Consider the following 22,988-nt stretch of genomic DNA (forward strand, 5'->3'; position numbering starts at 1 on the left):
GTCGGCGCGCGCCCCGCTCTCACACCGCGGGGCGCGCGTGCACGGCGGAGCTCAACGTCGTGCCGTTCAGGTCGAGGTAGAGCTGCCGCTCGGTCACGGTCAGCGTGGCGGCGTTGCGGCGCTCGAGAAGTCCCGCCGCTTGGTCGACGAATCCGGGGTCGAAACTGAACACCTCGATCGCCTCGGCGTTGTAGATCTTCTTGCCTGCCCACGGCGCGATGACCTTGACGGGATCGCGGTGCGTGTACACGGCGACGCGTTCGGCGAGCCGACTGCCGTGGTGCAGGCGCTCGGCATCGGGTGCGCCGACTTCGATCCACGCCGTGACGGCGCCGGTCAGGTCGCGCGCGATCACGGCCGGCTCGTCCGTGGACGAGATGCCCGAACCGAATTCGATCCCCTCGACGTATTCGAGGCAGTAGGCCAGCAACCGGGTCACCATGTACGCGTCCGTCTCGGACGGATGCTTCGCCACGCGCAGCGCGAGATCGTCGTAGACGCCGCGGTCCATGTCTGCCAGCTGCACCGCGAACGTGTGGATCGTCGAACCGATTGCCATAGCTCTCGAGCCTACGCGGCGCGGTGCCAGGCTCAGAACAGCGTCGGCTGCGGGGGAGGCGCCGGTGGTGTGAGGACGGCCGGCCTGGTGAGCGTTCGCTCCGGATAGGCGTCATCCGAGTGCCGGGCCTCGAGCCCGTGCGCGCGGATCAGTGGTCGGATCCGTTTCGCCAGCCATTGCCGGTACGCCCTCGGCGCCTCGGCGGCAGCCCCCGGGTAGAGCCCGCGATACGACGACATCAGCTCGGGATGCTCGCGCTCCAGCCACTGCAGGAACCACGGCTTGACGCCGGCGCGCAGGTGCAGCGCGCCGTAGATGACGTGGTCGGCTCCGGAGGCCTTGATGCGCCGGAGCGCCTGGTCGATCTGCTCCACCGAGTCGGTCAAGTGCGGAAGGACGGGCATGAGGAACACGCCGACCCGGAACCCCGCATCCGTCAGCGCGCGCACGGTGTCCAGACGCGCCTGCGTCGACGGCGTGCCCGGTTCGATCGAATGCTCCAGTTCGTCGTCGTACATCGCGATCGACATCTGCACGTCGACGGGCACCGACGTCGCAGCCTCGACCAGCAGTGGGATGTCGCGCCGGATCAACGTGCCCTTCGTGAGGATCGAGAACGGCGTGCCCGACTCCGCCAGAGCCCGGATGATGTCAGGCATGAGCCGGTAGCGCCCCTCCGCCCGCTGATACGGGTCGGTGTTCGTGCCGAGGGCCACGGTTTCGTGGTTCCACGTGCCGCGGCGCAGCTCGCGCTGCAGGACCTCGGCGACATTCGTCTTCACGACGATCTGCGAGTCGAAGTCTCCGCCGCCATCGAGATCGAGGTAGTGGTGCGTCCCACGAGCGAAGCAATAAACGCAGGAATGACTGCATCCGCGGTACGGGTTGATCGTCCAGCTGAACGGCATCCGTGATCCGCCGGGGACGCGATTGAGCGCCGACTTCGCCAGCACCTCGTGGAAGGTCATGCCGGCGAACTCGGGCGTCGTCACCGAGTGGACGATGCCGGTGCGGTTCTCGAGGCCGGGGAGCGCTGCGGCATCCGCATCGTCGATCGTCTGTCCCTGCCACCGCATGCCATCATTCGAACAAAAAATCGAAGACAAGTCAACCCGATGTGCGATTTATGTTCGATCCGACTTAAGCGACAATGGAACGATGAGCGACGCCCGGTACCCGCGGCACGCGTCGCGTCCACACCGTGCCCTCTCCGTCGCGCTGCCGATCGGGATAGCGGTCACCGCGCTCGGAGCGCTGTGGGCGCTGGCCGACGTGCCGATGGCGGTCGACGCCGCTGTGCCGCCAGTCCCCGCCGCCGCGGGCGAGCTTCCCGGTGTCGAGGTCGCTTCGACCCTCGCCGCCGACCCGTGCGCCGACACGGCAGTGGCCGGAGCGCTCGATGCGGGAGACGATGAGGCGCTGGTCGCGGCCTTCGGTGGCGGCGCTGCGTTCCGCGAGGCCGTCGTCGCGGGGAACGCCCCCTGCATTTCGCTCGCGGACCCCACCCGCGCGTGGGTGGTCGTCAACAAGGCGCGCCCCCTCGTGCCGACCGACTACGTCCCCGCCGATCTCGTCGCCTCCCCGATCCAGCAGACGACGGCATCCCGCCTGATCCACCCGGATGCCGCCACCGCCCTCGCCGCGATGTCAACCGATCTCGCGGACGCCGGTGCGGGCTCGCTCGGGATGAACAACTCCTACCGCTCCTACCTGCTCCAGGTCTCGAACTACACCGGTTTCGTGAGCACCGAGGGGCAGGAGAACGCCGACCGGGGCTCCGCTCGCCCCGGGTTCAGCGAGCACCAGACCGGTCTCGCCGTCGACGTCGTCGCGTGCAGCGCCGGCTGCGGCGAGATCGCCGGGTTCGGCGGGACGCCCGAGAGCGACTGGGTCGCAGCGCACGCATGGGAGTACGGGTTCATCGTGCGGTACGAATCGGGCGCGACCGGCACGACCGGCTACGAACCCGAGCCCTGGCATCTGCGGTACATCGGCCCGTCGCTGGCCGCCGCGTATCACGAGGGCGGCTACCACACGCTCGAGGCGTTCTTCGGGCTGCCCGCCGCCCCCGACTACGCGCACTGAATCCACGTGATCCGGCGGTTCTGTGGCATCCCACAAACGCGGAACCCGGTCTCACGCATCGTGGGATGCATTCTCACAACGCCCTGCCCCGGCATCCCCGCTCCGGCATAGACTCGCCGGAGCAAAGAAGCCAGACACGTTCGGGAGGACGGCATGGAACGCGACATCTACGACGAGGACCACGAGGCATTCCGCGACCTGGTCAAGGACTTCGTCAAGCGGCACGTGAGCACCGAGAGCATCGAGAAGTGGGAAGCCGCGGGCGAGATCGACCGCGAGACCATGCTCGCCGCCGGTGAGGCGGGCCTGATCGGACTCTCGGTCCCCGAGGAGTTCGGCGGCGCCGGGATGCTGCAGGACTACCGCTTCCGCACCATCGTCATGGAAGAGGTCATCGCGGCCGGTGCCGGTTCGCTGGCGGGCGCCTTCGGCATCCAGGACGACCTGGCCGTCCCCTACCTCGTGCACATGGGCACGCAGGAGCAGAAGGAGAAGTGGCTGCCCCGCATGGCCAGCGGTGAGGTGCTCGGCGCTCTCGCGATGACCGACCCTGGTGCGGGCTCCGACCTCCGCGGCATCAAGACCAACGCGAAGAAGGTCGACGGCGGCTACATCGTCAACGGCGCGAAGACCTTCATCTCGTCGGGCACCACCGCCGACATCGTCGTCACGTTCGTGAAGACCGGCGAGGGCAACCGCCCCGACGCATTCAGCCTGCTCATCCTCGAGAAGGGCATGGAGGGGTTCGATCAGGGCAAGAAGCTCAAGAAGATGGGCTTCCACGGCTGGGACACCGCCGAGCTCAGCTTCACCGACGTCTTCGTGCCCGATGAGAACCTCATCAGCGGCAAGGAGGGTCAGGGCTTCATCCAGCTGATGATGAACCTGCCGCTCGAGCGCCTCTCGATCGGTGTCGCCGCGGCCGCTGCCGCGCAGGCCGCGACCGACTGGACCATCGCCTACACGAAGGACCGCGAGGCGTTCGGCGAGCGGATCGCCGACTTCCAGAACACCCGATTCCAGCTCGCCGACATGGTCACCACGACCGAGGTCATGTGGGCGTACATCGACCGCGCGCTGCTCGCCTACAAGGACAGCAAGCTCACCGCCGAGGATGCCGCGAAGGTCAAGTACTGGGCCACCGAGCGCGAGTGGGAGGTGCTCGACACCGGCGTTCAGCTGCACGGCGGCTACGGCTACATCATGGAGTACCCGATCGCCCGGGCCTTCACCGACGCCCGCGTGCACCGCATCTATGGCGGCACCAACGAGATCATGCGCGACCTCGTCGGCCGTCAGATCGCCGGCAAGCGCTGAGGCGCTTGGCGGCCATGCTACTCCGGTAGCACTCTCGGTGCTACCGGAGTAGCATGGCCCGCATGGGCACCACGAAGATCAGTCTCAGCCTGAGCGAATCCGACCTGGCCTTCCTCGACGCGGAAGCGCTGGGCGGGCGGTACGCGTCGCGCTCGGCGGCAGTGCAGGACGCTGTTCGACTTCTGCGGGAGAGCCGCCTCGCGGACGCCTACGCGGAAGCGTTCGCCGAGGGCTACGACGAGGACTGGGACCTCGCGGCCGACGACGGACTGGCGTCGGCGTGACCGTGAGCCTGTTGCGCCGAGGCCAGATCGTCGTGGTGTCCTTGGATCCGGCGGTGGGGTCGGAATCCCGCAAAACGCGGCCCGCAGTGATCGTCAGCAACAACGCTGCGAACGGCGTGGCGGCGCGCACTCCGAACGCGACGATCACCGTCGTGCCGGTGACGTCGAACATCACGCGGGTGCTGCCTTTTCAGGTGCTGCTTCCGGCAGCGGCGACGGGTCTCGATCGGGATTCGAAGGCTCAGGCCGAGCAGATCCGCACGATCGCGGTGGAACGAGTCATCCGTCCTGTCGGCTGGGTTCCCGCCGAGCTCATGGGCGCGATCGACGAGACGCTCCGGACGCATCTCGCGCTGTGAGCAGCGCCCTCAGCGCCGCCCGACGCCGGCGGCGCGCAGTCGATCGGCGATGAGGATGCCGAGCGCGGTCGCGCCGATGCAGCTGGCGAACGTGACCGCGAAGAAGAGGATCTGCGACCACAGCGGCTGCGATCCCATGTGGAAGAACTCCCACGAGAACAGCGGGTAGACCACGCCGAGCACGGCCGCTCCGGCGTAGTGCATCCAGGTCTTCCAGTACCGCCACAGCACGAGCATGAACGGCAGCTCGGCCGGCAGCGCCCAGGACGCGTTCGTGATCACGCTGTAGAAGCCGTACCCCGAGAACGGCACGATCACGAGCCCGGCGATGATGCCGACGAGGATGCCGACCAGGGGCCGGCGCAGCAGCCGCAGCGCGATCACCGACGGCAGCACCCACAGTCCCGTGATCGCCACCGACAGCGTCGGGTTGCCCAGCGACAGCAGCACGGTCGAGAGCCAGTTCGCGGGCGCCAGCAGCAGCCCGCCGGCCACGCCGAGCGCGGCGCAGGTCAACAGCAGCGTCGTCGGCATCGCCGATCTGCGCGGGGCGGTGCCGCTCATGCCAGCGGCTCCGCGGCGATCTCACGGGCCGTCTTCGAGCTCGGCGATGCGGCGCCGACCTTCCAGTAGCCGCAGAAGCTGACGGCGTTCCGATCGACGCCGCGCTCGGTGACGAGCTGCTTGCGCGCCCCGGATGCGAGCGCCTGCTCTCCCGCCGCGTACGCGTGGAACGGAGCATCCGGCAGAGCGATCCCGCGCAGCGCCTCGAGCGCGAGCGCCCCGGGCACGGCCGCATGCGGTCGCGCGAGCCACTGCACGCTCACGTCGACCGGATGCGCGAATCCGAGGGCGTCGTCCTGGCTCTGCACCTCGATGATCACGGTTCCGGACGCCGTCTCCGGCAGCGATGCGCAGATCGAGGCGATCGCCGGCAGCGCCGTCTCGTCGCCGATGAGCACGACACGATCGGTGCCGCGCTCCGGGTTGAACATCAGCCCCTCGTCGATGATCAGCACGCGGTCACCCGGCTCGCAGGTCTCCGCCCAGCGGGATGCCGGACCAGCCGTGCCGTCGGCGGCTGAACCGTGCAGGGCGAAGTCGACGTCGATCTCGGCTCCGCGATCGCCCGCGGCCGGCCGGTACGCGCGCACCGTGTAGTTGCGCATGACCGGTCGCTCGCCGTCGGGGATCCGCAGGAACTTGAGGTAGCCGAACAGCTTGTGCGCCTTCGCCGGTACGCGTTCGAGTCCGGTGTCTCCGGCGACCGGAATGAACAGCCGGAACCACTGGTCGTAGCCCATCGGACGATACTTCTCGATCTCGCCGCCGCCGAGGGTGACGCGCATCCAGTGCGGCGCGAGCCGTTCGGTGCGGAGCACCTCGAGGGGGATGAGCTGCGTGCTGTGCGGCTTGACCTGTTTGCTGAATGCCATGCTGTGCCTCTCAGGCGGGTGCCCACGGGAACGTGAGCGAGAAGATCAGGGCGGATGCCGCGATGAAGGCGGCGATGAAGACGGTGTCGCGGGTGCGGAACGGCACGAGGTGTCGCTCGGTCCGTGTCGGGTGGGCGCCGAAGGCGCGGGCATCCATCGCCAGGGCGACGCGCTCGGCATGCCGGATGGCACCGGCCAGCAGCGGCACGATGTACCCCCAGCCGCGGGCCAGGCGCGCGAACGGCCCGCCGCCGCCGTGATGGCCGCGCACCCGGTGGGCTGCGCGGATCACGCTCAGCTCGTACCCGAACCGCGGCACGAAGCGGTAGGCGGCCAGCGCCGTGTAACCGATCCGGTACGGAACGCGCAGCTGCTGGATGCTCGCGCGCACGAGGTCGGGCCCGGTCGTGGTGAGCCCGCCGATGAGGGCGAGGGCGAGGATGGATGCCAGTCGCAGGGCGGTGGCGAACCCGATCTCGAGGGCGCCGGTGAACAGCGTCCACCCGCCGACCCGGAGCAGCGGCGCGGTGCCGTCGACGCCGGCGGCATCCACCCACAGCGAGAACCCGAATCCGATGAGTGCGACACCGAGAGGGATCGCGAGGAAGAGCAGCGCCGCCGTGCGCGCGGTGATGCGGGTGCCGGAGAGGATCAGCGCATAGGCGAGCACGATGAACCACAGCGGCGTCTCGAGATCCTGCACGAAGACGAGCAGGACGATCGCCGGCAGGACCGCCGCCACCTTGGCCAGAGGATTGAGATGGTTCAGGTAGAGCCGTGCCGGGGCCGGGACTCCGGGCGAATACGGGTCGATGGGCGCCGTGGGCGAGGTGATGGCGGTCATCCGGCGGCCTCCGCGAGGATGCCGCGCAGCCGCGGATTCAGGGCGCGGTGCAGCGCGGGGAGGCGGAGGCCCGCCGACTCGAAAAGCCCGTCCGTGGCGAACAGCTCGACGGTCGGTCCCGATGCGTGCACCCGCCCCTCGGCGAGGATCACGGTGTGCGTCGCGTGGTCGGCGACGAGTTGCAGGTCGTGCGTGACGATGAGGACCGTGGTGCCGTCTGCGCGGAGGTCCGCCAGCAGGCGCAGAAGCTCGTCGGCGCGGGCGCGGTCCTGCCCGAAGGTCGGCTCGTCGAGGGCGAGCACACCGGGGCGGGTGATCAGGGCTGTGCCGACCGATAGCCGCCGCTTCTCGCCGCCGGAGAGCAGGAACGGATGCACCTCGGCCTTGTGCTCGAGCCCGAACCGCCGGAGCATCTCGCCGACGCGTTTCGCGATCTCGGCATCGGGCACGCGGCGAAGGCGGAGCCCGTGGGCGAGCTCGTCGAAGACGGTGTGCGCGATGAACTGGTGCTCAGGGTTCTGGAACACGAAGCCGATGCGCGAGGCGATCTCGCGCGGGGACGCCCGACCCGGGTCGAGGTCGCCGATCACGACGCGGCCGCGTGGCGGCGGGACGACCCCGGCCAATGCCTGCATGAGGGTCGTCTTGCCGGCGCCGTTCGCGCCGACGACGGCGGTGAGGGAACCTGCGGGGATGTCGAGGTCGATGCCGTGCAGGATCTCGGCGCGGCTGCGCTTCACGGTGAGGTTCCGGGCCTGGACGATCGCCGCGGCCGATTTCGACTCGCCTTCGGCTCGCTCAATCCGTTTCGTCTCGCTGCGCTCGCTCAACGCCCCGTGGGGAGATCCACTTGCGGGTCGCCCACCATCCCCGCGAGCTCCTCGGGGGTCAGCGGCAGCGGAGCGTCGTCGGGCAGGATGCCGCGTTCGCGCAGCATCCGACCCGCGAGCGTCGCGGCGGGCAGCCACACGCCCATCGTCAGCAGTTCGTCGGCGTTCTCGCGCAGCACCTGCCCGACCGGGCCGTCGAACGCGAGCCGCCCCTGCTGGTCGAGGACGATCGCCCTGGTCGCGAAGCGCATCGCGGCATCCAGGTTGTGCTCGACGAGGATGATCGCCCGATCGCCGGTTGCGACGAGATCTGCGAGCGCCTCGTAGACGTCGTCGATGCCCTGAGCGTCGAGGTTCGCGGTCGGCTCGTCGAGCACGATCACGGGCGATTCCATCGCGATGGCGCACGCGATCGCCAGACGCTGGCGCCCTCCGCCGGAGAGGCGATCGGGGTTCCACCCGCGACGGTCCCACAGCCCGACACGGCGCAGTGCCTGCTCCGACCGCGAGAGCACCTCGTCGACAGGAAGGAGGAGGTTCTCGAGCGCGAACGCGACCTCGTCGAGCAGGGTGCCCGTGACGATCTGCGCATCCGGGTCCTGGAACACCATCGCGACGTCGGCGCTGAGTGCGGCAACCGGGGTCTCGGCGGTGCTCCGGCCCCGGACCTCGACCGAGCCGGTGACGGTCGCGGGCACCGACTGGGGGACGAGGCCGTTCAACGCCAGCGCCAGGGTGGACTTGCCCGATCCGCTCGGGCCGAGCACGAGCACGACCTCGCCGGGCGCGACATCGACGCTGACGGACCTCGGTGAGGGGTGCGTCGCGCCGGCGTGGGTGATCGACAGATCACGCACGCGGAGATGAGGCGCGGACGGAGGCACCCCTTCAGGTTAGCTGAGCCTTACCTGATGCGCATACGACCGCATGCGGGGCGCGACGGGTCAGACGCGGATGACGCCCGCTCTGCGCAGGGCGCTGCCGATCGCGAGCCCGATCACAGTCCACGCCACAGGACCGATGACGAACAGCACGGCGAAGCCGGCCGCCGCCCACGGTGCAAGCGTCGAGACGTGGAATGCGAACCACAGCGGCACCGCGATCACGATGCCGGTGACGGCGGAGGACAGCAGGAACCGCCAGGGCTCCCAGTGCCGGTATCGGGTGAGGGCGGACACGCCCTCCTGCACGCCCCCGAACACGACGGCGGCGAGCAGATAGCGCCCGGCCATGGCGGGGACGAAGGCGAGGCCGATCAGCGCTGCGATCGCATGCGTGATGAGTGCCACCCACGGAGCCCGCAGAACCTGTTGGGCGATGACCCCGGGGAGGACGTGGAATCCGAGGACGAGTCCGTACAGCGGAATGGCGCCCGCTGCGGCGATGACGTGGAGGCCCGCCCATCCGGCCGAGACGAGTCCCGTCGCGACGCCGACAGCGGCGCAGATGAGCAGCACGCGGGTCGACGGGACGCGGTTCTTCGGCACCAGATCAGCCTAGCGGCGCGGTCGTCGCACGGGCCCGGCGGCAGCCGGTGAAAAGCCGTTCGTCGCCCGGTCGGTGCCGCTCGTCGCATCCGCCCGCCGATCGCCCCGCATCGGCCCCGTCCGGTTCCTAGCGTTGGATCACGCAATGACGCGCACACAAGGAGCATCCATGTCATCACCTTCTTCGCGCCGCTCACGCGCCGGCGCCACCCTGGACGGCGAGCCCGAGCTCGTCGGCGATCCGAACCTCCCGCCCACCTCTCTCACTCCTGAGCAGGATGCCAAGGAATCCCGCTGGACTCTGCCGAAGATCATCCTCTGGGCCGCGATCGCGCTGCTGGGCGCTGTCGCCTGGACGATGCTCGCGATCGTCCGCGGTGAGACCGTCAACGCGATCTGGTTCGTGTTCGCCGCGGTCTGCACCTACCTGATCGGCTACCGCTTCTACTCGAAGGTCATCGAGCGCTACATAACACGCCCGAACGACCGGCGTGCGACGCCCGCCGAGGTCAAGCAGGACGGCAAGGACTTCGTCCCCACCGACCGGCGCATCCTCTACGGCCACCACTTCGCCGCGATCGCCGGCGCCGGCCCGCTCGTCGGGCCCGTGCTCGCCGCGCAGATGGGCTACCTCCCCGGCACGATCTGGATCATCGTCGGCGTCGTGCTGGCCGGCGCCGTGCAGGACTACACGGTCCTCTTCTTCTCGATGCGCCGCGGCGGCCGCACGATCGGCCAGATGGCGCGGCAGGAGCTCGGCAAGATCGGCGGCTCGGCCGCGATCATCGCCGCCCTCCTCATCATGATCATCATCGTGGCGATCCTCGCCCTCGTCGTCGTCAACGCCCTCGGCGAGAGCCCGTGGGGCGTCTTCTCGGTCGCGATGACGATCCCGATCGCGCTGTTCATGGGGGTGTATCTGCGCTTCCTGCGCCCCGGCAAGGTCACCGAGGTCTCGATCATCGGCTTCGTGCTGCTCATGGGCGCGATCATCGGCGGCGGCTGGGTCGCGGGCACCGAGTGGGGCGCCGCGATGTTCCACCTCGACCGCGAGGTCATCGCCTGGGGCATCATCGTCTACGGCTTCATCGCAGCGATCCTGCCCGTGTGGCTGCTGCTCGCCCCGCGCGACTACCTGTCGACGTTCATGAAGATCGGCGTCATCGTCATGCTCGCCGGCGCGATCGTGATCGTGCGCCCGGAGATCTCGGTCCCCGCCGTCACGGTCTTCGGCGAGAACGGCCTCGGTCCGGTGTTCGCCGGGCCCCTGTTCCCGTTCCTGTTCGTCACGATCGCCTGCGGTGCTCTGTCGGGCTTCCACGCCCTGATCTCGTCGGGGACGACCCCGAAGCTCATCGAGAAGGAGCGTCAGACGCGCTTCATCGGCTACGGCGGGATGCTCATGGAGTCGTTCGTCGCGATCATGGCGCTCGTCGCCGCGATCTCGATCGACCAGGGCATCTACTTCGCGATGAACGCGTCGGCGGCATCCACCGGCGGCACGGTCGAAGGCGCGGTGGCGTTCGTGAACTCGCTGGGGCTCACGGGCGTGAACATCACGCCGGAGATCCTCACCGGCACGGCCCAGGCCGTCGGCGAGCCGTCGATCGTCTCGCGCACAGGTGGCGCCCCGACACTCGCGCTCGGCCTCGCGCACATCATGCAGCAGGCGCTGGGCGGTCAGGCGCTCATGGCGTTCTGGTACCACTTCGCGATCATGTTCGAGGCTCTGTTCATCCTCACGGCTGTGGATGCCGGCACCCGTGTCGCCCGCTTCATGCTGCAGGACACGATCGGCGCCTGGTTCCCGAAGTTCCGCGACGTCTCGTGGCGTCCCGGCGTCTGGATCTGCACCGCGATCATGGTCGCCGGCTGGGGCTACATCCTCATCCTCGGCGTCACCGACCCGCTCGGCGGCATCAACACGTTCTTCCCGCTGTTCGGCATCGCCAACCAGCTGCTGGCGGCGATCGCGCTCGCCGTGGTGATGGCGATCGTCGCCAAGCGCGGCAAGAACTACCTGCGCTGGCTGTGGATCGTGGCTCTTCCGCTCGCCTTCACCGCTGTGGTCACCATCACGGCATCCATGTACAAGATCTTCTCCCCGGTGCCCGCCATCGGCTATTGGGCGAACAACGTCAAGTACCGGGAGGCACTCGCGTCGGGCGACACGAGCCTCGGCGAGACCGCCGTGCTCGAAGCCGTCATCCGCAACACCGCCGTGCAGGGCACGCTGTCGATCATCTTCGTGGTGCTCGCGATCATCGTGATGATCGTCGCGGTCCTCGTCACGATCAAGGCGATCCGAAACGGCGGCGGCGAGAACACCGAGGACGAGCCGGTGGCTTCCCAGCGCTACGCGCCTGCGGGCTTCATCCCGACCAAGGCCGAGCGCGAGCTCGAGAAGGAATGGGAGCCGATCCTGGCAGACGAGCACCGGACGTCGGCGCACTGATCCATTGATGCAGAATCGGAGGATGGCCTCCATGACGAATCAGACGGATGCCGTGACCGACCCGCTCCGCGCGCTCGCCGCGTGGACGGTCAGGGTCGGTCACGGCATCCGCTGGTACATGCGGGGTCTCATGGGCGACACCGCCTACGAGACGTATCTTGCGCATCACCGGCGGACCCATACGGACGAGCAGCCCATGACCGAGCGGCAGTTCTGGCGAGACCGCATGGACGAGCAGGACCGCAACCCGGGAGCCCGCTGCTGCTGATCGGATCAGCCGGCCGGTGCCGCGACCCCGATGCTCCACACGAAGTCGGGGACGGTGCCGTTGACGGTCAGATCCCCGAGCTGCCGCGCCTTGAACAGCCACGGGTTGTGCGAGGCGACCGCGCGGGCGTTGCGCCAGTGCCGGTCCAACGACCGGGACGCGCTGATCGCGGACGCGCCGAGCGTGTCGAACAGCCGCGTCGCAGCGGCGGGAACCGACTGCGAGAGCACGACCTGGGCGCGGGCTGACGCGAATTCAGCGGCCACCACGGCGTCGCGATGCGCTGCGCCGTCAGGATCGTGCGCGGTGTCGGCGGCGAGCTGGACGGCTCTGGCGACCTCGTTCACGAGAGCGCGCGCCGTGAAGGCGGTGGCGTCGATCTCTCCGATCGTCTGCAGGACCTGAGGATCGTGCTGCGTGCGCGTGGCGTTGCCGTGGCTGTACGTGCGGGTGCGGGCGGCCACGGCGTCGGCGGCATCCCGGCGCGTCGCCGAGGCGATGCCGGCGAGCACCGTGAGCAGCACGAGCTGGTAAACGGCCGTCTGGTAGCGGAAGCGATCCGCGAAGGCGCCCAGGTCTGCCTCGTCCACGCTGGCGTCCGTGAACTCGGCCGTGCCGGTTCCGGTCACGGGTTGACCGAAGCCGTCCCAGTCGTCGTCGACACGGACCCCGGGCTGACCGGTGCGGATGAGTGCGGTCGCGGCGGTGCCGTCGGCATCGACTGTCGCATCGATCCAGTCGGCGAAGATGCTGCCGGTCGTGTAGAACTTCTTCCCCGTCACCGACCACCCGCCGTCAGCGGCGCGCGTCGCCCGCGTGGCGTTCGTGCCGAGCGCGACGCCGCCGGTCTCGCTCCAGGCGTTGCCGACGAGGTCCCCGCCGACGATGCGGTCGATCCACGCCTGTCGATGCTCCGAGGGCGGCGCCGCGAGCAGGTGCTCGACGAACGCGATGTGTCCGCGGAAGATCTGCGGCAGGTTCGAGTCGGCCTCGGCGAGTTCGACGAGAAGCTCGGCGAACTCGACCCATCCCAGTCCCTCTCCGCCGTCCTCCCTCGGGATGCGGAGGCATCCGAGACCGGCGAGCGTGAGCGCCTTCACCTGAGCCCGGGGGAGAGCCCGCTCGCGTTCCCTCTCCAGCACCCCACCGGCGATGCCGGGGAGGAGCGATCGGATGGCACTGACCGCGTCTGCGTGCGTCATCAGGTGTACAGCGAGATCGGCTGCAGCTCGCCGTTGAGCACCCAGGCGCCCACCTCGAGCTTCTTGTAATCGACCGGATCGTGCAGCGAATGCGTCCGCACGTTCCGCCAGAACAGGTCCAGACCCACCGAGGCCTTGGCCGAACTCGATCCGGTGATCTCGAAGATGCGGTTGGCGACCTCCACGCTGGTGTCGCTGGAGACGACCTTGAGCTGCGCGATCGCGATCTCGAGATCGCCCCGCACCTGGGCGGTGACGTCGTCGCCGAGCGCGGCGACTTCGTCGAAACGGCGCCCGCGCAGATCGGCGAGGGCCTCGACGGCGGCGATGCGCGACGAGAAGTCGCCGACCACGCGCTGCACGAACGGGTCGTCGCGGTAGCGGTCGACCGTCGAGAGGAACCACGAGTTGTGGCGATTGCGGGCGAGTTCGACGCCTCGCGCCAGCGCGCCCTCGGCGATCCCCAGGTAGATGTTGCCGAAGGCGAGCTGGATCCCCGGTGTGATGAGGCTCGCGAAGGGCTCATCGGTGAGCGGCGCGAGGACATCCGCCGCTTCCACCCTGACCTCGTCGAAGCGCACGGAGCCGCTCGCGGACAGACGCTGACCGAGCGCGTCCCAGTCGCCGAGGTAGCGGATGCCCGGTGCGTCGTGATCGAGCACGACCAGCAGCGACTCGCCGTCGCGGTCGCCGCCGTTCACGATGGCGGACGCGAGCACGACGTCGCCGGCCGAGGCGCCCGTCGAGAAGCGCTTGAGGCCGGTGAGGCGGTAGCCGTCTCCCTCCGGCGTCAGCACGAGGTCGGGGTCGACGGGATTCACCGAGTCGCCCCAGACCCAGTGCCCCTGCACCGAGCGGCGGTACCAGTCGGCCTGCGAGGCGGGGTCGGCTGCGAAGCCGATGTTGCCCGAGTTGATGTAGTGGTAGGCGAGCACCTGCGCGACCGAGGCGTCGGCACGGGAGAGGATGCGCACGACCCGGAAGGCGCTCTCCCAGTGCCCGCCCCCGCCGCCGAACTCGGCCGGGTGCAGGAGGTCGACGAGGCCGGCGTCGCGCAGCACGTCGAGCTCGTCGCGGGGATCGGCGCCCCGTCGGTCGCGCTCCAGAGCGTCGGAGCGGAGCACATCGGCGACGCGCTCGGCGACAGCATCCCAGTGGGACAGCTCGGCGGGATCAGCCGTGCCTGTCCAGGGGGTGCGCGCTGCGGAGAGTGAGATGTCGGTCATCCTCTGCTTCCTTCCGTGATGAGGTCGGTCGTCGTGTCGAAAGCGGCCGGTCGGATCCCGTCGGCCGCGGAGGGGCGGTTCGCGTATGCACCGCGGTAGGCGTGCGCCGGATGCCACGTGGGCACGGTCGGCGAGCCGTCGCCCTGGAGACGCCCTCGCAGGGTCGTGCCGGGCAGGTCGTCACGGAGATGACCGCGTCGGCGGAGCTCGGGGACGGCGTGCTCGACGAAGTCCTCGAAGGTGCCGGGGGTGACCGCGTAGGCGAGGTTGAAGCCGTCGACGCCGCCGACGTCGACCCAGCGCTCCAGCTCGTCGGCGACCGTCGCGGGGCTGCCGACGATGACGGGGCCGATGCCGCCGATGCCGACGTACTCGGCGATGTCGCGCGGCGTCCATTCGCGCTCAGGGTCCGCCTTGGTGAAGATCGACAGCGCGGAGCGCGCGGCATCCGTGTCCACGTACTTCAGCGGCACGTCGGGTTCGAACTCCGACAGGTCCAGTCCCGACCATCCGCCGTAGAGCGCGAGCGCTCCCTCGAGGCTCACGTACTGGCGGTAGTCGTCGTACTTCGCCTGCGCCTCCTCGTCGGTCGCGGCGACGATCACCGTCGCGAGGGTGAGGATGCGCACGGAGTCGCGCGGTCGCCCGATCCGCTCGGCGCGGTCGCGGATGTCGTCGGTGATCGCGCGCGTGATCTCGGGGCGCAGACCGTTGATGAAGATCGCCTCGCCGTGCTTCGCCGCGAACTCCCTGCCGCGAGGCGAAGCGCCGGCCTGGAAGATCACCGGGGTGCGCTGGGGGCTGGGCTCAGCGAGATGGATGCCGGGCACCCGGAAGTGCTCTCCCTCGTGGGCGATCGGATGCACCAGAGTCGCGTCGGTGAACACGCCCGTCTCGCGATCGCGGACGACGGCGCCGTCCTCCCACGAGCCCTCCCACAGCTTGTAGGTGACATCGAGGAACTCCTCGGCGATCCCGTAGCGGTCATCGTGGGCGATCTGCTGCGAGAGCCCGAGGTTCGTCGCGGCGGAGTTCAGATAGCTGGTGACCACGTTCCATCCGATGCGTCCCCTCGTCGCGTGGTCGAGTGTCGAGAACCGTCGAGCGAGGGCGTAGGGCTGGTCGTAGGTCAGCGCCACGGTGACGCCGAACCCCAGGCGCTCGGTGACGTGCGACATGGCCGAGATCGGCACGATGGGGTCGCCGAGAGGCACCTGCGCCGCGTCTCCGAGCGCGGGGGCCGCCGAGTCGCGGTACACGTCGTAGACACCGAGCACGTCGGCCAGGAACAGGGCGTCGAAGCCGCCGCGCTCGAGCAGCCGAGCGAGGCTCGTCCAGTAGTCGAGGTCCGTGTAGCGGTGCGCCTCGTTGTCCGGATGGCGCCACAGGCCCGGTGCCTGGTGGGTCACGCACGACATGTCGAAGGCGTTGAAGATGAAGCGTCGGGTCACGGAGGGTCCTTCTCGAGCGGAGATCGTGCCCCGAGGTTACTGAGCGGAGCGGCCCGGGATGGTGCTCGGCGTCGTCAGATGACGCTGGATGACGCCCTGCGTCGGACGATGACGGAGCCCGAGCGGCGGCGGCTCGAGCGTCCCTACGATGACGTCGTTCCCACGCCTCGCTCCTGCACGAGCACCCATACCCGAGGAGTTCCCATGAGTCATCACATCCGACGCCGGATCGCCGTCACGACAGCCGCGGCGCTGTCGGCATCGCTCGTGCTGGCCGGCTGCGCCGCCGACACGACGTCCGCCGATGGCAGCGCCGACGGAGACTTCTCCGGTCAGACGCTCAGCGCACTGCTGATCACCTCTCACGAGGGAGCCGCCAACTGGCTCAAGGAGGAGTTCACGGAGCGCACGGGCGCCGACGTCGAGCTGACGATCGTCCCCTACGACGAGATCGGCTCCACGCTCGCCCTCGACCAGCAGTCCGGGGCGAACACGTTCGATGTGGCGGCACCCTGGTACGTCTCGATCGGCGACCTCGCCGCGAACGGCTCCATCCAGGACCTCACCGACTGGATCGACTCGACGCCGTCGATCGAGACCGATGACTTCATCCCCTCCATCTACGACCCGTACACGCTGTACGACGGACGCCGGTACGGGCTGCCGTTCGACGGCGACACCCACGTGCTGTTCTCGAACACCGAGATCCTCGAGCGCAATGGCATCGACGCCCCGCCGACGACGTGGGACGAGTACCTCGAGGACGTCAAGACGATCACCGAGAACGAGAGCGCCGACGGCGTCTACGGTGCCGCGGTGTTCGGACAGAAGTCGCCGCTGATCCTCGGGGCGTCGTTCGCGAACCGCCTCGCGGGCTTCGGGGGCAGCTTCGTCGACGAGGAGGGCAACCCCACGATCAACTCGCCGGAGGCCGTCGCCGCGGCGCAGGCGCTCGTGGACGTCAACGAATACGCGTTCCCGACTCCCGCCGAGACGGATTTCGGCGTCGGCAACGGCGCCTGGTACGACGGCAAGGTTGCCTTCATCGAGAACTGGACCGACCTCGGCGTCGGGTCGGAGACGAACCCCGACTCGACCGTCGCCGGCAAGTGGCAGGTCACCACGCTCCCCGTGGGCGGGGAGGGCGATGCGTCCCGTGCGTCGCTGGTCGCCGGCTTCACCTGGGTCATCGCGGCGAACACGCAGAAGACCGATCTCGCCAAGGCGTTCATCGAGTTCGCGGCGTCGAGCGAGATCAACTCCGAGCTCCTCGTGGCCGATCCGCAGACGGGCATCGACCCGAACCGTGAATCGTCGCTGGAGAGCGAGGCGTACGGCGAGGCCTACCCCGAGCTCCAGGAGGTCAACCGTGCCACGCTGTCCGGATCGCTCGCCTGGCCGACGGGCAAGAACGCCTCGCAGGCCGCCCAGATTCTGACCGACGAGCTCGCCAAGCTCCTCGCCGGCGAGGGCGGAACCGCCCAGGAGACGCTGGACCGGGTGCAGGCCGAGTGGGAGCACATCCTTGGCTGATGCCCTCGCGGTGAGCCCGCGCCGCGCTACCGGTCCCGGTTCGGGGTCAGCGGCTCGGGCTCACCGCCTGTTCATCTCCCCGACGGTCCTCGCCGTCCTCGTACTGGGCGCGTATCCGCTGGCGTTCATGATCGCCGCCGCCGCCACGGAGTCGAGCCTCGGACGCCCGTTCGCCTCGTTCACGGGAACACGAAACTTCGAGACCGTCCTCGCCGACGGGGATGTGGTCGCCTCGCTCGCACGCACGGTCGGCTATGCGCTCGCCGTTTCGGTGGCCAGCACGGTTCTCGGAGTCGTCGTGGCACTGGCGCTCGTGAACGCCACACGGGCCGGCTCTCTGGTGCGCACGCTGCTCCTGCTCCCGATGATCATGCCGCCGGTCGTGGTCGGCACGCTGTGGAAGCTCATCTTCAACCCGGGCGGCGGTCTCATCGACGCGATCCTCCGTGGCTTCGGCGCGGAGCCTGCGTCCTTCGCGCCGCTGTCGTCGAGTCTGTGGGCCCTGCCCGCGATCGGGCTCGCCGATGTGTGGCAGTGGACGCCGCTGGTCGCCCTGCTCGTGTACGCCGCCCTGCTCACGCAGGACGCCTCAGTGCGGGAGGCGGCGGCCCTCGACGGCGCGCACGGATTCGCCTTCTTCCGGCACATCACGTGGCCGACCATCGCCGGCACCGTCGGGGCCGTCCTCCTCATCCGACTGGTGATCGCCCTGAAGGTCTTCGACCTCGTGTTCGTCATGACATCCGGCGGACCCGGTCAGTCGACCACGACGACCTCGTACCTCATCCACCAGATCGCCTTGAAGGAGTTCGATGTCGGGCGGGCGTCGGCGGTGACACTGCTCTTCGCGGTGATCGTCACGGCCGTCACCGTGCCCATCGTCCTGCTGACACGAAAGGCTGCGCATGAGTGAGGTCTTCTCAGCACGCGCGCGGCGCACGGGCGGAGCGCTGCTGATCGTCGCGCTCACCGTCACCGTGCTGCCGCTGCTCTACCTGGTCTCGGTCTCGCTGATGGGACGCGGTGAGACGGTCTCCGGGGCTCTGGTTCCGGCGGCGCCGCAGTGGGGGAACTGGGGCGACGTGCTCGCATCGAGCATCCCCCAGTCGGTGCTCAACTCGCTGCTCGCCGCCGTCGGTGGCGCTGTTCTCACTCTCGTGCTCGCGACGCCGGGCGCCTGGGCGATCGCCCGCTACCGCACGGGCGGTCGCACCCTCGGCGCGACGCTCATGAGCCCGTGGCTGCTTCCGCCGATCGTCGCGGTGGTGCCGCTGCTGACCTTGCTGCGGGTGCTGCACCTGAACAACACGCTGGTCGGGCTGACGCTCGTCTACGCGCTCGTCAACCTGCCCGTAGCCGTCTGGCTGCTCGAGGGGTTCGTGCGCCGGATCCCGCACGAGATCGACGAGGCCGCGGCGCTCGACGGCGCTGGGGCCTTCCGCACCCTGGTCTCGGTGATCGCTCCGCTGCTGATCCCGAGCCTGGTGGCCGTCGGCATCATCGTCGCGATCCTGAACTACAACGAGTTCCTGCTGGCGACCTTCCTCACGCAGAGCGCCGACACCCAGACGTTCCCGGTCGCGCTGTCCCTGTTCTACGGAGACCGCACTCCGCACTTCGGCAAGATCGCAGCGGCGTCATTCATCGGTGTGATCCCGGTGTTCGCGGCGGCGGTGCTGTTCCAGCGGTGGCTCGTCGGCGGGCTGACGGCGGGGACGCTGCGCTGAGGCGAGAGCCGCCGGCGAGTCCCTAGGCTGAAGCCATGACTGACGCCGTCGTGCTCGCCGCCGTTCTGGGCGTGCTCGGCGGCATCGTCCTCACAGTGCTGCTGCTGCTCGCGTGGCGGCTCGCGCGCGGAACAGCCGATCTCGGAAGCGCCGCAGAACGGGCGTCCTACGAGGTGATGCACCACGCGAGCCTCGCAGCCCGCGATCTGCGCGGCGGGCTGCGCGGGCCGGACGTCGCCCGGGCCGCACGGCACTTCCGGGTGCTGCTGGGCAGCGCCGCCGTCGCGATCGTCGCCGATGAGGTCAGCGTCGCGACCGACGGCTCGGCTGACGGGCTCGAGGCATCCGCTCTTCGGATCGCCGCCCGTGTCCGCGATTCCGGTAGGCGTCAGGTGTTCCCGAGCCCCGACGGCGAGGCGCTCGAGGCGGTCGGTGCGCCGATCATCGTGGACGGCGCCGTCGTCGGCGTCGTGGTCGCCTTCGCAGCGCCGGTCCGCGCCGCACTGGTGCGTGCGGCGGGCGAGGTCGCCGATTGGTGCGCAGCCCAGGTCGAGCTGGGGGAGCTGGATGCTTCGCGCACAGCGCTCGTCGAGGCCGAGCTGCGGTCGCTGCGGGCCCAGATCTCGCCGCACTTCATCTACAACGCCCTCACGGCGATCGCATCGTTCACCCACGTCGACCCGGAGCGCGCCCGGGACCTCGTGCTCGAGTTCGCCGACTTCACGCGCTACTCGTTCCGGCGCCAGGGGGAGTTCACGACTCTGGCGGAGGAGCTGCAGAGCATCCACTCCTACCTCGCCCTCGAGCGCGCCCGCTTCGGCGACCGTCTCGAGGTGACGCTGCGGATCGCGCCGGAGACCCTGTCCACCGTCATCCCGTTCCTGTCCGTCCAGCCGCTCGTCGAGAACGCCGTGCGGCATGGACTGGAGCCCGGCGAGGGCGGCGGGACGATCCGCATCGCGTCGGTGGACGACGGAACCCATACCGAGATCACGGTCGAGGACGACGGCGTGGGGATGGATCCCGAGGTGCTGCGGACGCTCCTGACCTCGGCGGTCGACGGCGCGCACGTGGGCCTGCGCAACGTCGACACGCGCCTGCGTCAGATGTACGGCAGAGACGGGGGACTGGTCGTGGAGACGAACACTGGCGCCGGTACGCTGGTGCGGATGCGGGTCCCGAAGTCGCAGCCGATGCACGACCCCGCACGGGATGGAGTGCGATGATCGACGTCCTCGTCGCCGATGACGAGCAGCCCGCGCGAGACGAACTGGCCCACCTGCTGCGGCGAGATCAGCGCATCGGCGAGATCGTCCTCGCGGCATCCGGCGCGCAGGCGCTGCGCGAGCTCACCGAGCGGGCCGTGACGATCGCCTTCCTCGACATCCACATGCCGGGGCTGGGCGGCATGGACCTGGCTCGCTCGCTCGCGGCGCTCGCCGAGCCGCCCGCCGTCGTGTTCGTGACGGCAGACGACGCGCGCGCGGTCGACGCGTTCGACGTGCGCGCCGCCGACTACCTGCTCAAGCCCGTGCGCACCGATCGGCTGCGGCGCGCGATCGATCGCGTTCTCGAGCTGGGCGGCGCCGCGGCGGCCCCGCCGGGCGACGAGGTCCTGACCGTCACCGTCGGGTCGAGCGTGCGCTTCGTGCAGCGCAGCGAGGTGCGCTGGGTGCAGGCTCAGGGCGATTATTCGAGGCTGCACACGGCCGACGGGACCGGCCATCTCGTGCGCATCCCGATCTCGGAGCTCGAGCAGCGCTGGGCCGACGGTTTCGTCCGCGTGCACCGCTCCTATCTGGCAGCGGTCGCGTCGATCGACGAGGCGCGGCTGTCGGGCGCCGAACCGTCCGTGTCGGTCGGCGCGGTCGTGCTCCCGGTCAGCCGTCGCCTGCTCCCCGGCGTCCGTGAGGCGCTCGTCCGCCGCGAGGGCGCGCGATGACCGAGCATCCCCCGCGGCGTGTGCGGGTGACCGCAGACGGGCCGTCCGTCGCCCGCTCCCTGAGCCTGTCGAAGGGTGCCGCGGCCACCCGGGGCATCGCACTGCCAGGATCGCCGGTCGACGACGCGGATGCCGTGTACGCGCGCGCCCTGCGCCGCAGCCAGCTGCGCCTCGCGCTCGGCACGGTCGCGGGCTTCATCATCGTCACGGCGGTGCTCACCCTCGTCATCGTGCTGATCCCCGAGATCGATCGCGTGATCGTTGCGGGGCTTCCGTTGTCGTGGATCCTGCACGCCTTCGCCTTCTACCCGGTGATCATCCTCTTCGCGCTGCTGTACGCGCGCGGGGCCGCACGCAACGAGCGGGCGTTCCGAACGCTCGACGAGCACGGATGAACCCCGTCTTCGACCTCGTCGGAGTCGCGCTGGTCATCATCGCGACGCTGCTCATCGGCGTGTACGGGCTGCGGGTGTCGCGCACGACGGGCGACTTCTTCGTCGCCTCGCGCACCGTGCGGCCGGTGTGGAACGCTTCGGCGATCAGTGGGGAGTACCTCTCGGCGGGCACCTTCCTGGGGCTGTCGGGACTCGTGCTGCTCGAGGGGGCCCGGGGGTTCTGGTTCCCGATCGGGTACGCCGCCGGCTACCTGCTCGTGCTCGTCTTCGTCGCGGCTCCCCTGCGGCGCAGCGGCGCGTACACGATCCCGGATTTCATCGAGGCGCGGCTGGAATCCCAGCGCGCGCGACGCGTGACCAGCCTCGCCGTGCTCGTCATCGGATGGCTCTACATCGTTCCGCAGCTGCACGGGGCGGGCCTCACCCTGACCGTCGTCGCAGGGCTCCCGCCCTGGGCCGGCGAGGTGGCGATCGCCGTGCTCGTGGCGGGTTCGGTGGCGGCGGGAGGCATGCGTGCGATCACGTACGTGCAGGCGTTCCAGTACTGGCTGAAGCTCCTCGCCCTGCTGATCCCGCTCGTGTGCATCGCCTTCGCCCTGACCGGCGGTCCGCACGACATCGATCCTGTGGCGGTGTTCCCCGTCGAGGCGGGGCCCGCAGGGTTCGGGCTGTACGAGACCGTCTCGCTCATGCTCGCCCTGCTGCTGGGAACCATGGGCCTGCCGCACGTCCTGGTGCGGTTCTACACGAGCCCCACAGGCGTCTCGGCACGGCAGACGACAGTGCTCGTGATCGTCATGGTGAGTGCTTTCTACGCGGTCTCGAGCGGGATGGGCCTGGTCTCGCGGATGCTCGCGCCCGACCTCGCCGATCCGGCGGTCGCCGACACGGCCGCGCTCGTCCTGCCGTCGCGCGTGTTCCCGGGCCTGTTCGGCGAGCTGCTCACGGCGCTCGTCGTCTCCGGCGCCTTCTCGGCGTTCCTGGCGACATCGGCCGGCCTCATCGTGTCGCTCGCGGGGGTGGTGAGCCAGGACGTGTTCTCGGGGTCCGTGCGCTCGTTCCGGATCTCCGCCGTTCTCTGCGCGGCTGTTCCGCTCGCGATCGCCCTCGTGACGACGCCGGCCGGGCTGGGCTCGAGCGTCGGGATGGTGTTCGTGTTCGCGGCATCCATGCTCTCGCCCGTCGTGCTGCTCGGCGTCTGGTGGGCGGGGCTGACGGCGCGAGGCGCCGTCGCCGGCATCGTGACCGGGGGCGTGGCCTGCGCGCTGTCGCTCATCGTGCACGCGGCCGTGGGCGGCATCGGCGTCGCAGCGCCCCTGCTGGCGCAGCCCGCTGCATGGACCATCCCGCTGGCGACGGCGGTGAGCGTCGGGGTCTCCCTGCTCGACACCCGGGGCACGCCGAGTCGGGCCGACCGCTATCTCGCCCGGCTGCACACCCCGGAGCGGGGATAGGCCCGGCGCACCAGAAGGCCGGGGTCGACTCCGCCCTAGGTCGCAGTCCGTATGGCGAATCGGCCAATAGCGTCCTCTCCGAGGCGCCGTTAGCTTGAGCGACAGTGCCGGTCACGGGACCGCACACGATCATC

At 69.6% G+C, this 22,988-nt stretch carries 24 protein-coding genes; 13 read left to right on the plus strand and 11 right to left on the minus strand.

The genetic code is table 11. From position 1 onward, the window contains the following. Positions 1–19: 19 nt before the first annotated feature. Complete coding sequence (locus HWX58_RS07795) at positions 20–559, minus strand: YaeQ family protein (protein WP_175986690.1); 540 nt, start codon at positions 557–559, stop codon at positions 20–22. 32 nt (positions 560–591) lie between these two features. Beyond that, positions 592–1,635 carry an Rv2578c family radical SAM protein gene (locus HWX58_RS07800; protein WP_175986692.1) on the minus strand — a complete coding sequence of 348 codons (1,044 nt, stop codon included), beginning with the start codon at positions 1,633–1,635 and terminating at the stop codon, positions 592–594. Positions 1,636–1,717: 82 nt separating this feature from the next. Between HWX58_RS07800 and HWX58_RS07805 the strand changes: the two genes are divergently transcribed. From HWX58_RS07805 to HWX58_RS07820, 4 genes are all read left to right on the plus strand, one after another. After that, complete coding sequence (locus tag HWX58_RS07805; RefSeq protein WP_175986695.1) at positions 1,718–2,644, plus strand: M15 family metallopeptidase; 927 nt, start codon at positions 1,718–1,720, stop codon at positions 2,642–2,644. 153 nt (positions 2,645–2,797) lie between these two features. Next, positions 2,798–3,961, plus strand: a complete 1,164-nt coding sequence (locus tag HWX58_RS07810) for an acyl-CoA dehydrogenase family protein (protein ID WP_175986697.1) — start codon at positions 2,798–2,800, stop codon at positions 3,959–3,961. Between the two features lie 62 nt (positions 3,962–4,023). Next, positions 4,024–4,245 carry a ribbon-helix-helix domain-containing protein gene (locus tag HWX58_RS07815; protein ID WP_175986699.1) on the plus strand — a complete coding sequence of 74 codons (222 nt, stop codon included), beginning with the start codon at positions 4,024–4,026 and terminating at the stop codon, positions 4,243–4,245. Between the two features lie 2 nt (positions 4,246–4,247). Beyond that, on the plus strand, positions 4,248–4,604 hold the full coding sequence (locus HWX58_RS07820; protein ID WP_284690603.1) for a type II toxin-antitoxin system PemK/MazF family toxin: 357 nt from the start codon (positions 4,248–4,250) through the stop codon (positions 4,602–4,604). A 9-nt stretch (positions 4,605–4,613) separates the two neighbouring features. Here the strand turns inward: HWX58_RS07820 and HWX58_RS07825 are convergent, their stop codons facing one another. From HWX58_RS07825 to HWX58_RS07850, 6 genes are all read right to left on the minus strand, one after another. Continuing rightward, the gene (locus HWX58_RS07825) at positions 4,614–5,168 is read right to left on the minus strand and encodes an ECF transporter S component (protein WP_175986701.1); all 555 of its coding nucleotides are present in this window, start codon (positions 5,166–5,168) and stop codon (positions 4,614–4,616) included. Further along, positions 5,165–6,040, minus strand: a complete 876-nt coding sequence (locus tag HWX58_RS07830; RefSeq protein WP_175986704.1) for a siderophore-interacting protein — start codon at positions 6,038–6,040, stop codon at positions 5,165–5,167. The genes HWX58_RS07825 and HWX58_RS07830 overlap by 4 nt, the downstream gene beginning before the upstream one ends. A gap of 10 nt (positions 6,041–6,050) precedes the next feature. After that, positions 6,051–6,884, minus strand: coding sequence for an energy-coupling factor transporter transmembrane component T (locus HWX58_RS07835; protein ID WP_175986706.1), 834 nt, complete (start codon positions 6,882–6,884; stop codon positions 6,051–6,053). After that, on the minus strand, positions 6,881–7,714 hold the full coding sequence (locus HWX58_RS15380; RefSeq protein ID WP_175986709.1) for an energy-coupling factor ABC transporter ATP-binding protein: 834 nt from the start codon (positions 7,712–7,714) through the stop codon (positions 6,881–6,883). The genes HWX58_RS07835 and HWX58_RS15380 overlap by 4 nt, the downstream gene beginning before the upstream one ends. Then, a complete protein-coding gene (locus HWX58_RS15385) occupies positions 7,711–8,571 on the minus strand; it encodes an energy-coupling factor ABC transporter ATP-binding protein (protein WP_175986711.1) in 861 nt (286 codons plus the stop codon). Before HWX58_RS15385 ends, HWX58_RS15380 begins: the two co-directional genes overlap by 4 nt. An 87-nt stretch (positions 8,572–8,658) precedes the next feature. Next, positions 8,659–9,201 (minus strand): ECF transporter S component, encoded by a 543-nt coding sequence (locus HWX58_RS07850; RefSeq protein ID WP_175986714.1) that lies wholly within the window; start codon positions 9,199–9,201, stop codon positions 8,659–8,661. Between the two features lie 169 nt (positions 9,202–9,370). Between HWX58_RS07850 and HWX58_RS07855 the strand changes: the two genes are divergently transcribed. Together HWX58_RS07855 and HWX58_RS07860 are read left to right on the plus strand one after the other, a co-directional pair. Next, a complete protein-coding gene (locus HWX58_RS07855) occupies positions 9,371–11,656 on the plus strand; it encodes a carbon starvation CstA family protein (RefSeq protein WP_175986716.1) in 2,286 nt (761 codons plus the stop codon). Positions 11,657–11,687: 31 nt separating this feature from the next. Next, the gene (locus HWX58_RS07860) at positions 11,688–11,924 is read left to right on the plus strand and encodes a YbdD/YjiX family protein (protein WP_250646148.1); all 237 of its coding nucleotides are present in this window, start codon (positions 11,688–11,690) and stop codon (positions 11,922–11,924) included. Between the two features lie 5 nt (positions 11,925–11,929). Here the strand turns inward: HWX58_RS07860 and HWX58_RS07865 are convergent, their stop codons facing one another. From HWX58_RS07865 to HWX58_RS07875, 3 genes are read right to left on the minus strand one after another with little or no spacing between them, the layout of a single operon-like run. Further along, positions 11,930–13,126 carry an acyl-CoA dehydrogenase family protein gene (locus HWX58_RS07865; RefSeq protein ID WP_175986721.1) on the minus strand — a complete coding sequence of 399 codons (1,197 nt, stop codon included), beginning with the start codon at positions 13,124–13,126 and terminating at the stop codon, positions 11,930–11,932. Further along, entirely contained in the window at positions 13,126–14,352 is a 1,227-nt protein-coding gene (locus HWX58_RS07870; RefSeq protein WP_175986724.1) for an acyl-CoA dehydrogenase family protein, read from the minus strand. The genes HWX58_RS07865 and HWX58_RS07870 overlap by 1 nt, the downstream gene beginning before the upstream one ends. Further along, a complete protein-coding gene (locus tag HWX58_RS07875) occupies positions 14,349–15,803 on the minus strand; it encodes an LLM class flavin-dependent oxidoreductase (RefSeq protein WP_284690604.1) in 1,455 nt (484 codons plus the stop codon). Before HWX58_RS07875 ends, HWX58_RS07870 begins: the two co-directional genes overlap by 4 nt. Positions 15,804–16,007: 204 nt before the next feature. Between HWX58_RS07875 and HWX58_RS07880 the strand changes: the two genes are divergently transcribed. The 7 genes from HWX58_RS07880 to HWX58_RS07910 are packed head-to-tail and all read left to right on the plus strand — an operon-like array spanning position 16,008 to position 22,854. Further along, positions 16,008–17,336 (plus strand): ABC transporter substrate-binding protein, encoded by a 1,329-nt coding sequence (locus HWX58_RS07880; RefSeq protein WP_175986726.1) that lies wholly within the window; start codon positions 16,008–16,010, stop codon positions 17,334–17,336. Next, positions 17,329–18,249 carry a carbohydrate ABC transporter permease gene (locus HWX58_RS07885; protein ID WP_250646149.1) on the plus strand — a complete coding sequence of 307 codons (921 nt, stop codon included), beginning with the start codon at positions 17,329–17,331 and terminating at the stop codon, positions 18,247–18,249. The genes HWX58_RS07880 and HWX58_RS07885 overlap by 8 nt, the downstream gene beginning before the upstream one ends. Beyond that, on the plus strand, positions 18,242–19,063 hold the full coding sequence (locus HWX58_RS07890; RefSeq protein WP_175986729.1) for a carbohydrate ABC transporter permease: 822 nt from the start codon (positions 18,242–18,244) through the stop codon (positions 19,061–19,063). Before HWX58_RS07885 ends, HWX58_RS07890 begins: the two co-directional genes overlap by 8 nt. A gap of 35 nt (positions 19,064–19,098) precedes the next feature. After that, positions 19,099–20,289 (plus strand): sensor histidine kinase, encoded by a 1,191-nt coding sequence (locus tag HWX58_RS07895; RefSeq protein WP_175986731.1) that lies wholly within the window; start codon positions 19,099–19,101, stop codon positions 20,287–20,289. Beyond that, on the plus strand, positions 20,286–21,005 hold the full coding sequence (locus HWX58_RS07900; protein WP_175986734.1) for a LytR/AlgR family response regulator transcription factor: 720 nt from the start codon (positions 20,286–20,288) through the stop codon (positions 21,003–21,005). Before HWX58_RS07895 ends, HWX58_RS07900 begins: the two co-directional genes overlap by 4 nt. After that, the gene (locus tag HWX58_RS07905) at positions 21,002–21,400 is read left to right on the plus strand and encodes a heavy metal transporter (RefSeq protein ID WP_175986736.1); all 399 of its coding nucleotides are present in this window, start codon (positions 21,002–21,004) and stop codon (positions 21,398–21,400) included. The genes HWX58_RS07900 and HWX58_RS07905 overlap by 4 nt, the downstream gene beginning before the upstream one ends. Continuing rightward, complete coding sequence (locus HWX58_RS07910) at positions 21,397–22,854, plus strand: sodium/solute symporter (protein ID WP_175986739.1); 1,458 nt, start codon at positions 21,397–21,399, stop codon at positions 22,852–22,854. Before HWX58_RS07905 ends, HWX58_RS07910 begins: the two co-directional genes overlap by 4 nt. The last annotated feature ends 134 nt before the right edge of the window (positions 22,855–22,988 follow it).

Source organism: Microbacterium tenebrionis (genome assembly GCF_903645325.1).
GTDB classification, from domain to species: Bacteria; Actinomycetota; Actinomycetes; order Actinomycetales; family Microbacteriaceae; genus Microbacterium; species Microbacterium tenebrionis.

Excerpts from the sequence above, each read along its gene's own strand:
- HWX58_RS07835 (WP_175986706.1), bottom strand. The coding sequence starts at position 6,884 with ATGACCGCCATCACCTCGCCCACGGCGCCCATCGACCCGTATTCGCCC.
- HWX58_RS07865 (WP_175986721.1), bottom strand. The coding sequence starts at position 13,126 with ATGACGCACGCAGACGCGGTCAGTGCCATCCGATCGCTCCTCCCCGGC.
- HWX58_RS07880 (WP_175986726.1), top strand. The coding sequence starts at position 16,008 with ATGAGTCATCACATCCGACGCCGGATCGCCGTCACGACAGCCGCGGCG.
- HWX58_RS07805 (WP_175986695.1), top strand. The coding sequence starts at position 1,718 with ATGAGCGACGCCCGGTACCCGCGGCACGCGTCGCGTCCACACCGTGCC.
- HWX58_RS07890 (WP_175986729.1), top strand. The coding sequence starts at position 18,242 with ATGAGTGAGGTCTTCTCAGCACGCGCGCGGCGCACGGGCGGAGCGCTG.
- HWX58_RS07910 (WP_175986739.1), top strand. The coding sequence starts at position 21,397 with ATGAACCCCGTCTTCGACCTCGTCGGAGTCGCGCTGGTCATCATCGCG.
- HWX58_RS07905 (WP_175986736.1), top strand. The coding sequence starts at position 21,002 with ATGACCGAGCATCCCCCGCGGCGTGTGCGGGTGACCGCAGACGGGCCG.
- HWX58_RS07815 (WP_175986699.1), top strand. The coding sequence starts at position 4,024 with ATGGGCACCACGAAGATCAGTCTCAGCCTGAGCGAATCCGACCTGGCC.
- HWX58_RS07860 (WP_250646148.1), top strand. The coding sequence starts at position 11,688 with ATGACGAATCAGACGGATGCCGTGACCGACCCGCTCCGCGCGCTCGCC.
- HWX58_RS07800 (WP_175986692.1), bottom strand. The coding sequence starts at position 1,635 with ATGCGGTGGCAGGGACAGACGATCGACGATGCGGATGCCGCAGCGCTC.
- HWX58_RS07795 (WP_175986690.1), bottom strand. The coding sequence starts at position 559 with ATGGCAATCGGTTCGACGATCCACACGTTCGCGGTGCAGCTGGCAGAC.
- HWX58_RS07855 (WP_175986716.1), top strand. The coding sequence starts at position 9,371 with ATGTCATCACCTTCTTCGCGCCGCTCACGCGCCGGCGCCACCCTGGAC.
- HWX58_RS07895 (WP_175986731.1), top strand. The coding sequence starts at position 19,099 with ATGACTGACGCCGTCGTGCTCGCCGCCGTTCTGGGCGTGCTCGGCGGC.
- HWX58_RS07870 (WP_175986724.1), bottom strand. The coding sequence starts at position 14,352 with ATGACCGACATCTCACTCTCCGCAGCGCGCACCCCCTGGACAGGCACG.
- HWX58_RS07830 (WP_175986704.1), bottom strand. The coding sequence starts at position 6,040 with ATGGCATTCAGCAAACAGGTCAAGCCGCACAGCACGCAGCTCATCCCC.
- HWX58_RS07810 (WP_175986697.1), top strand. The coding sequence starts at position 2,798 with ATGGAACGCGACATCTACGACGAGGACCACGAGGCATTCCGCGACCTG.
- HWX58_RS07825 (WP_175986701.1), bottom strand. The coding sequence starts at position 5,168 with ATGAGCGGCACCGCCCCGCGCAGATCGGCGATGCCGACGACGCTGCTG.
- HWX58_RS07900 (WP_175986734.1), top strand. The coding sequence starts at position 20,286 with ATGATCGACGTCCTCGTCGCCGATGACGAGCAGCCCGCGCGAGACGAA.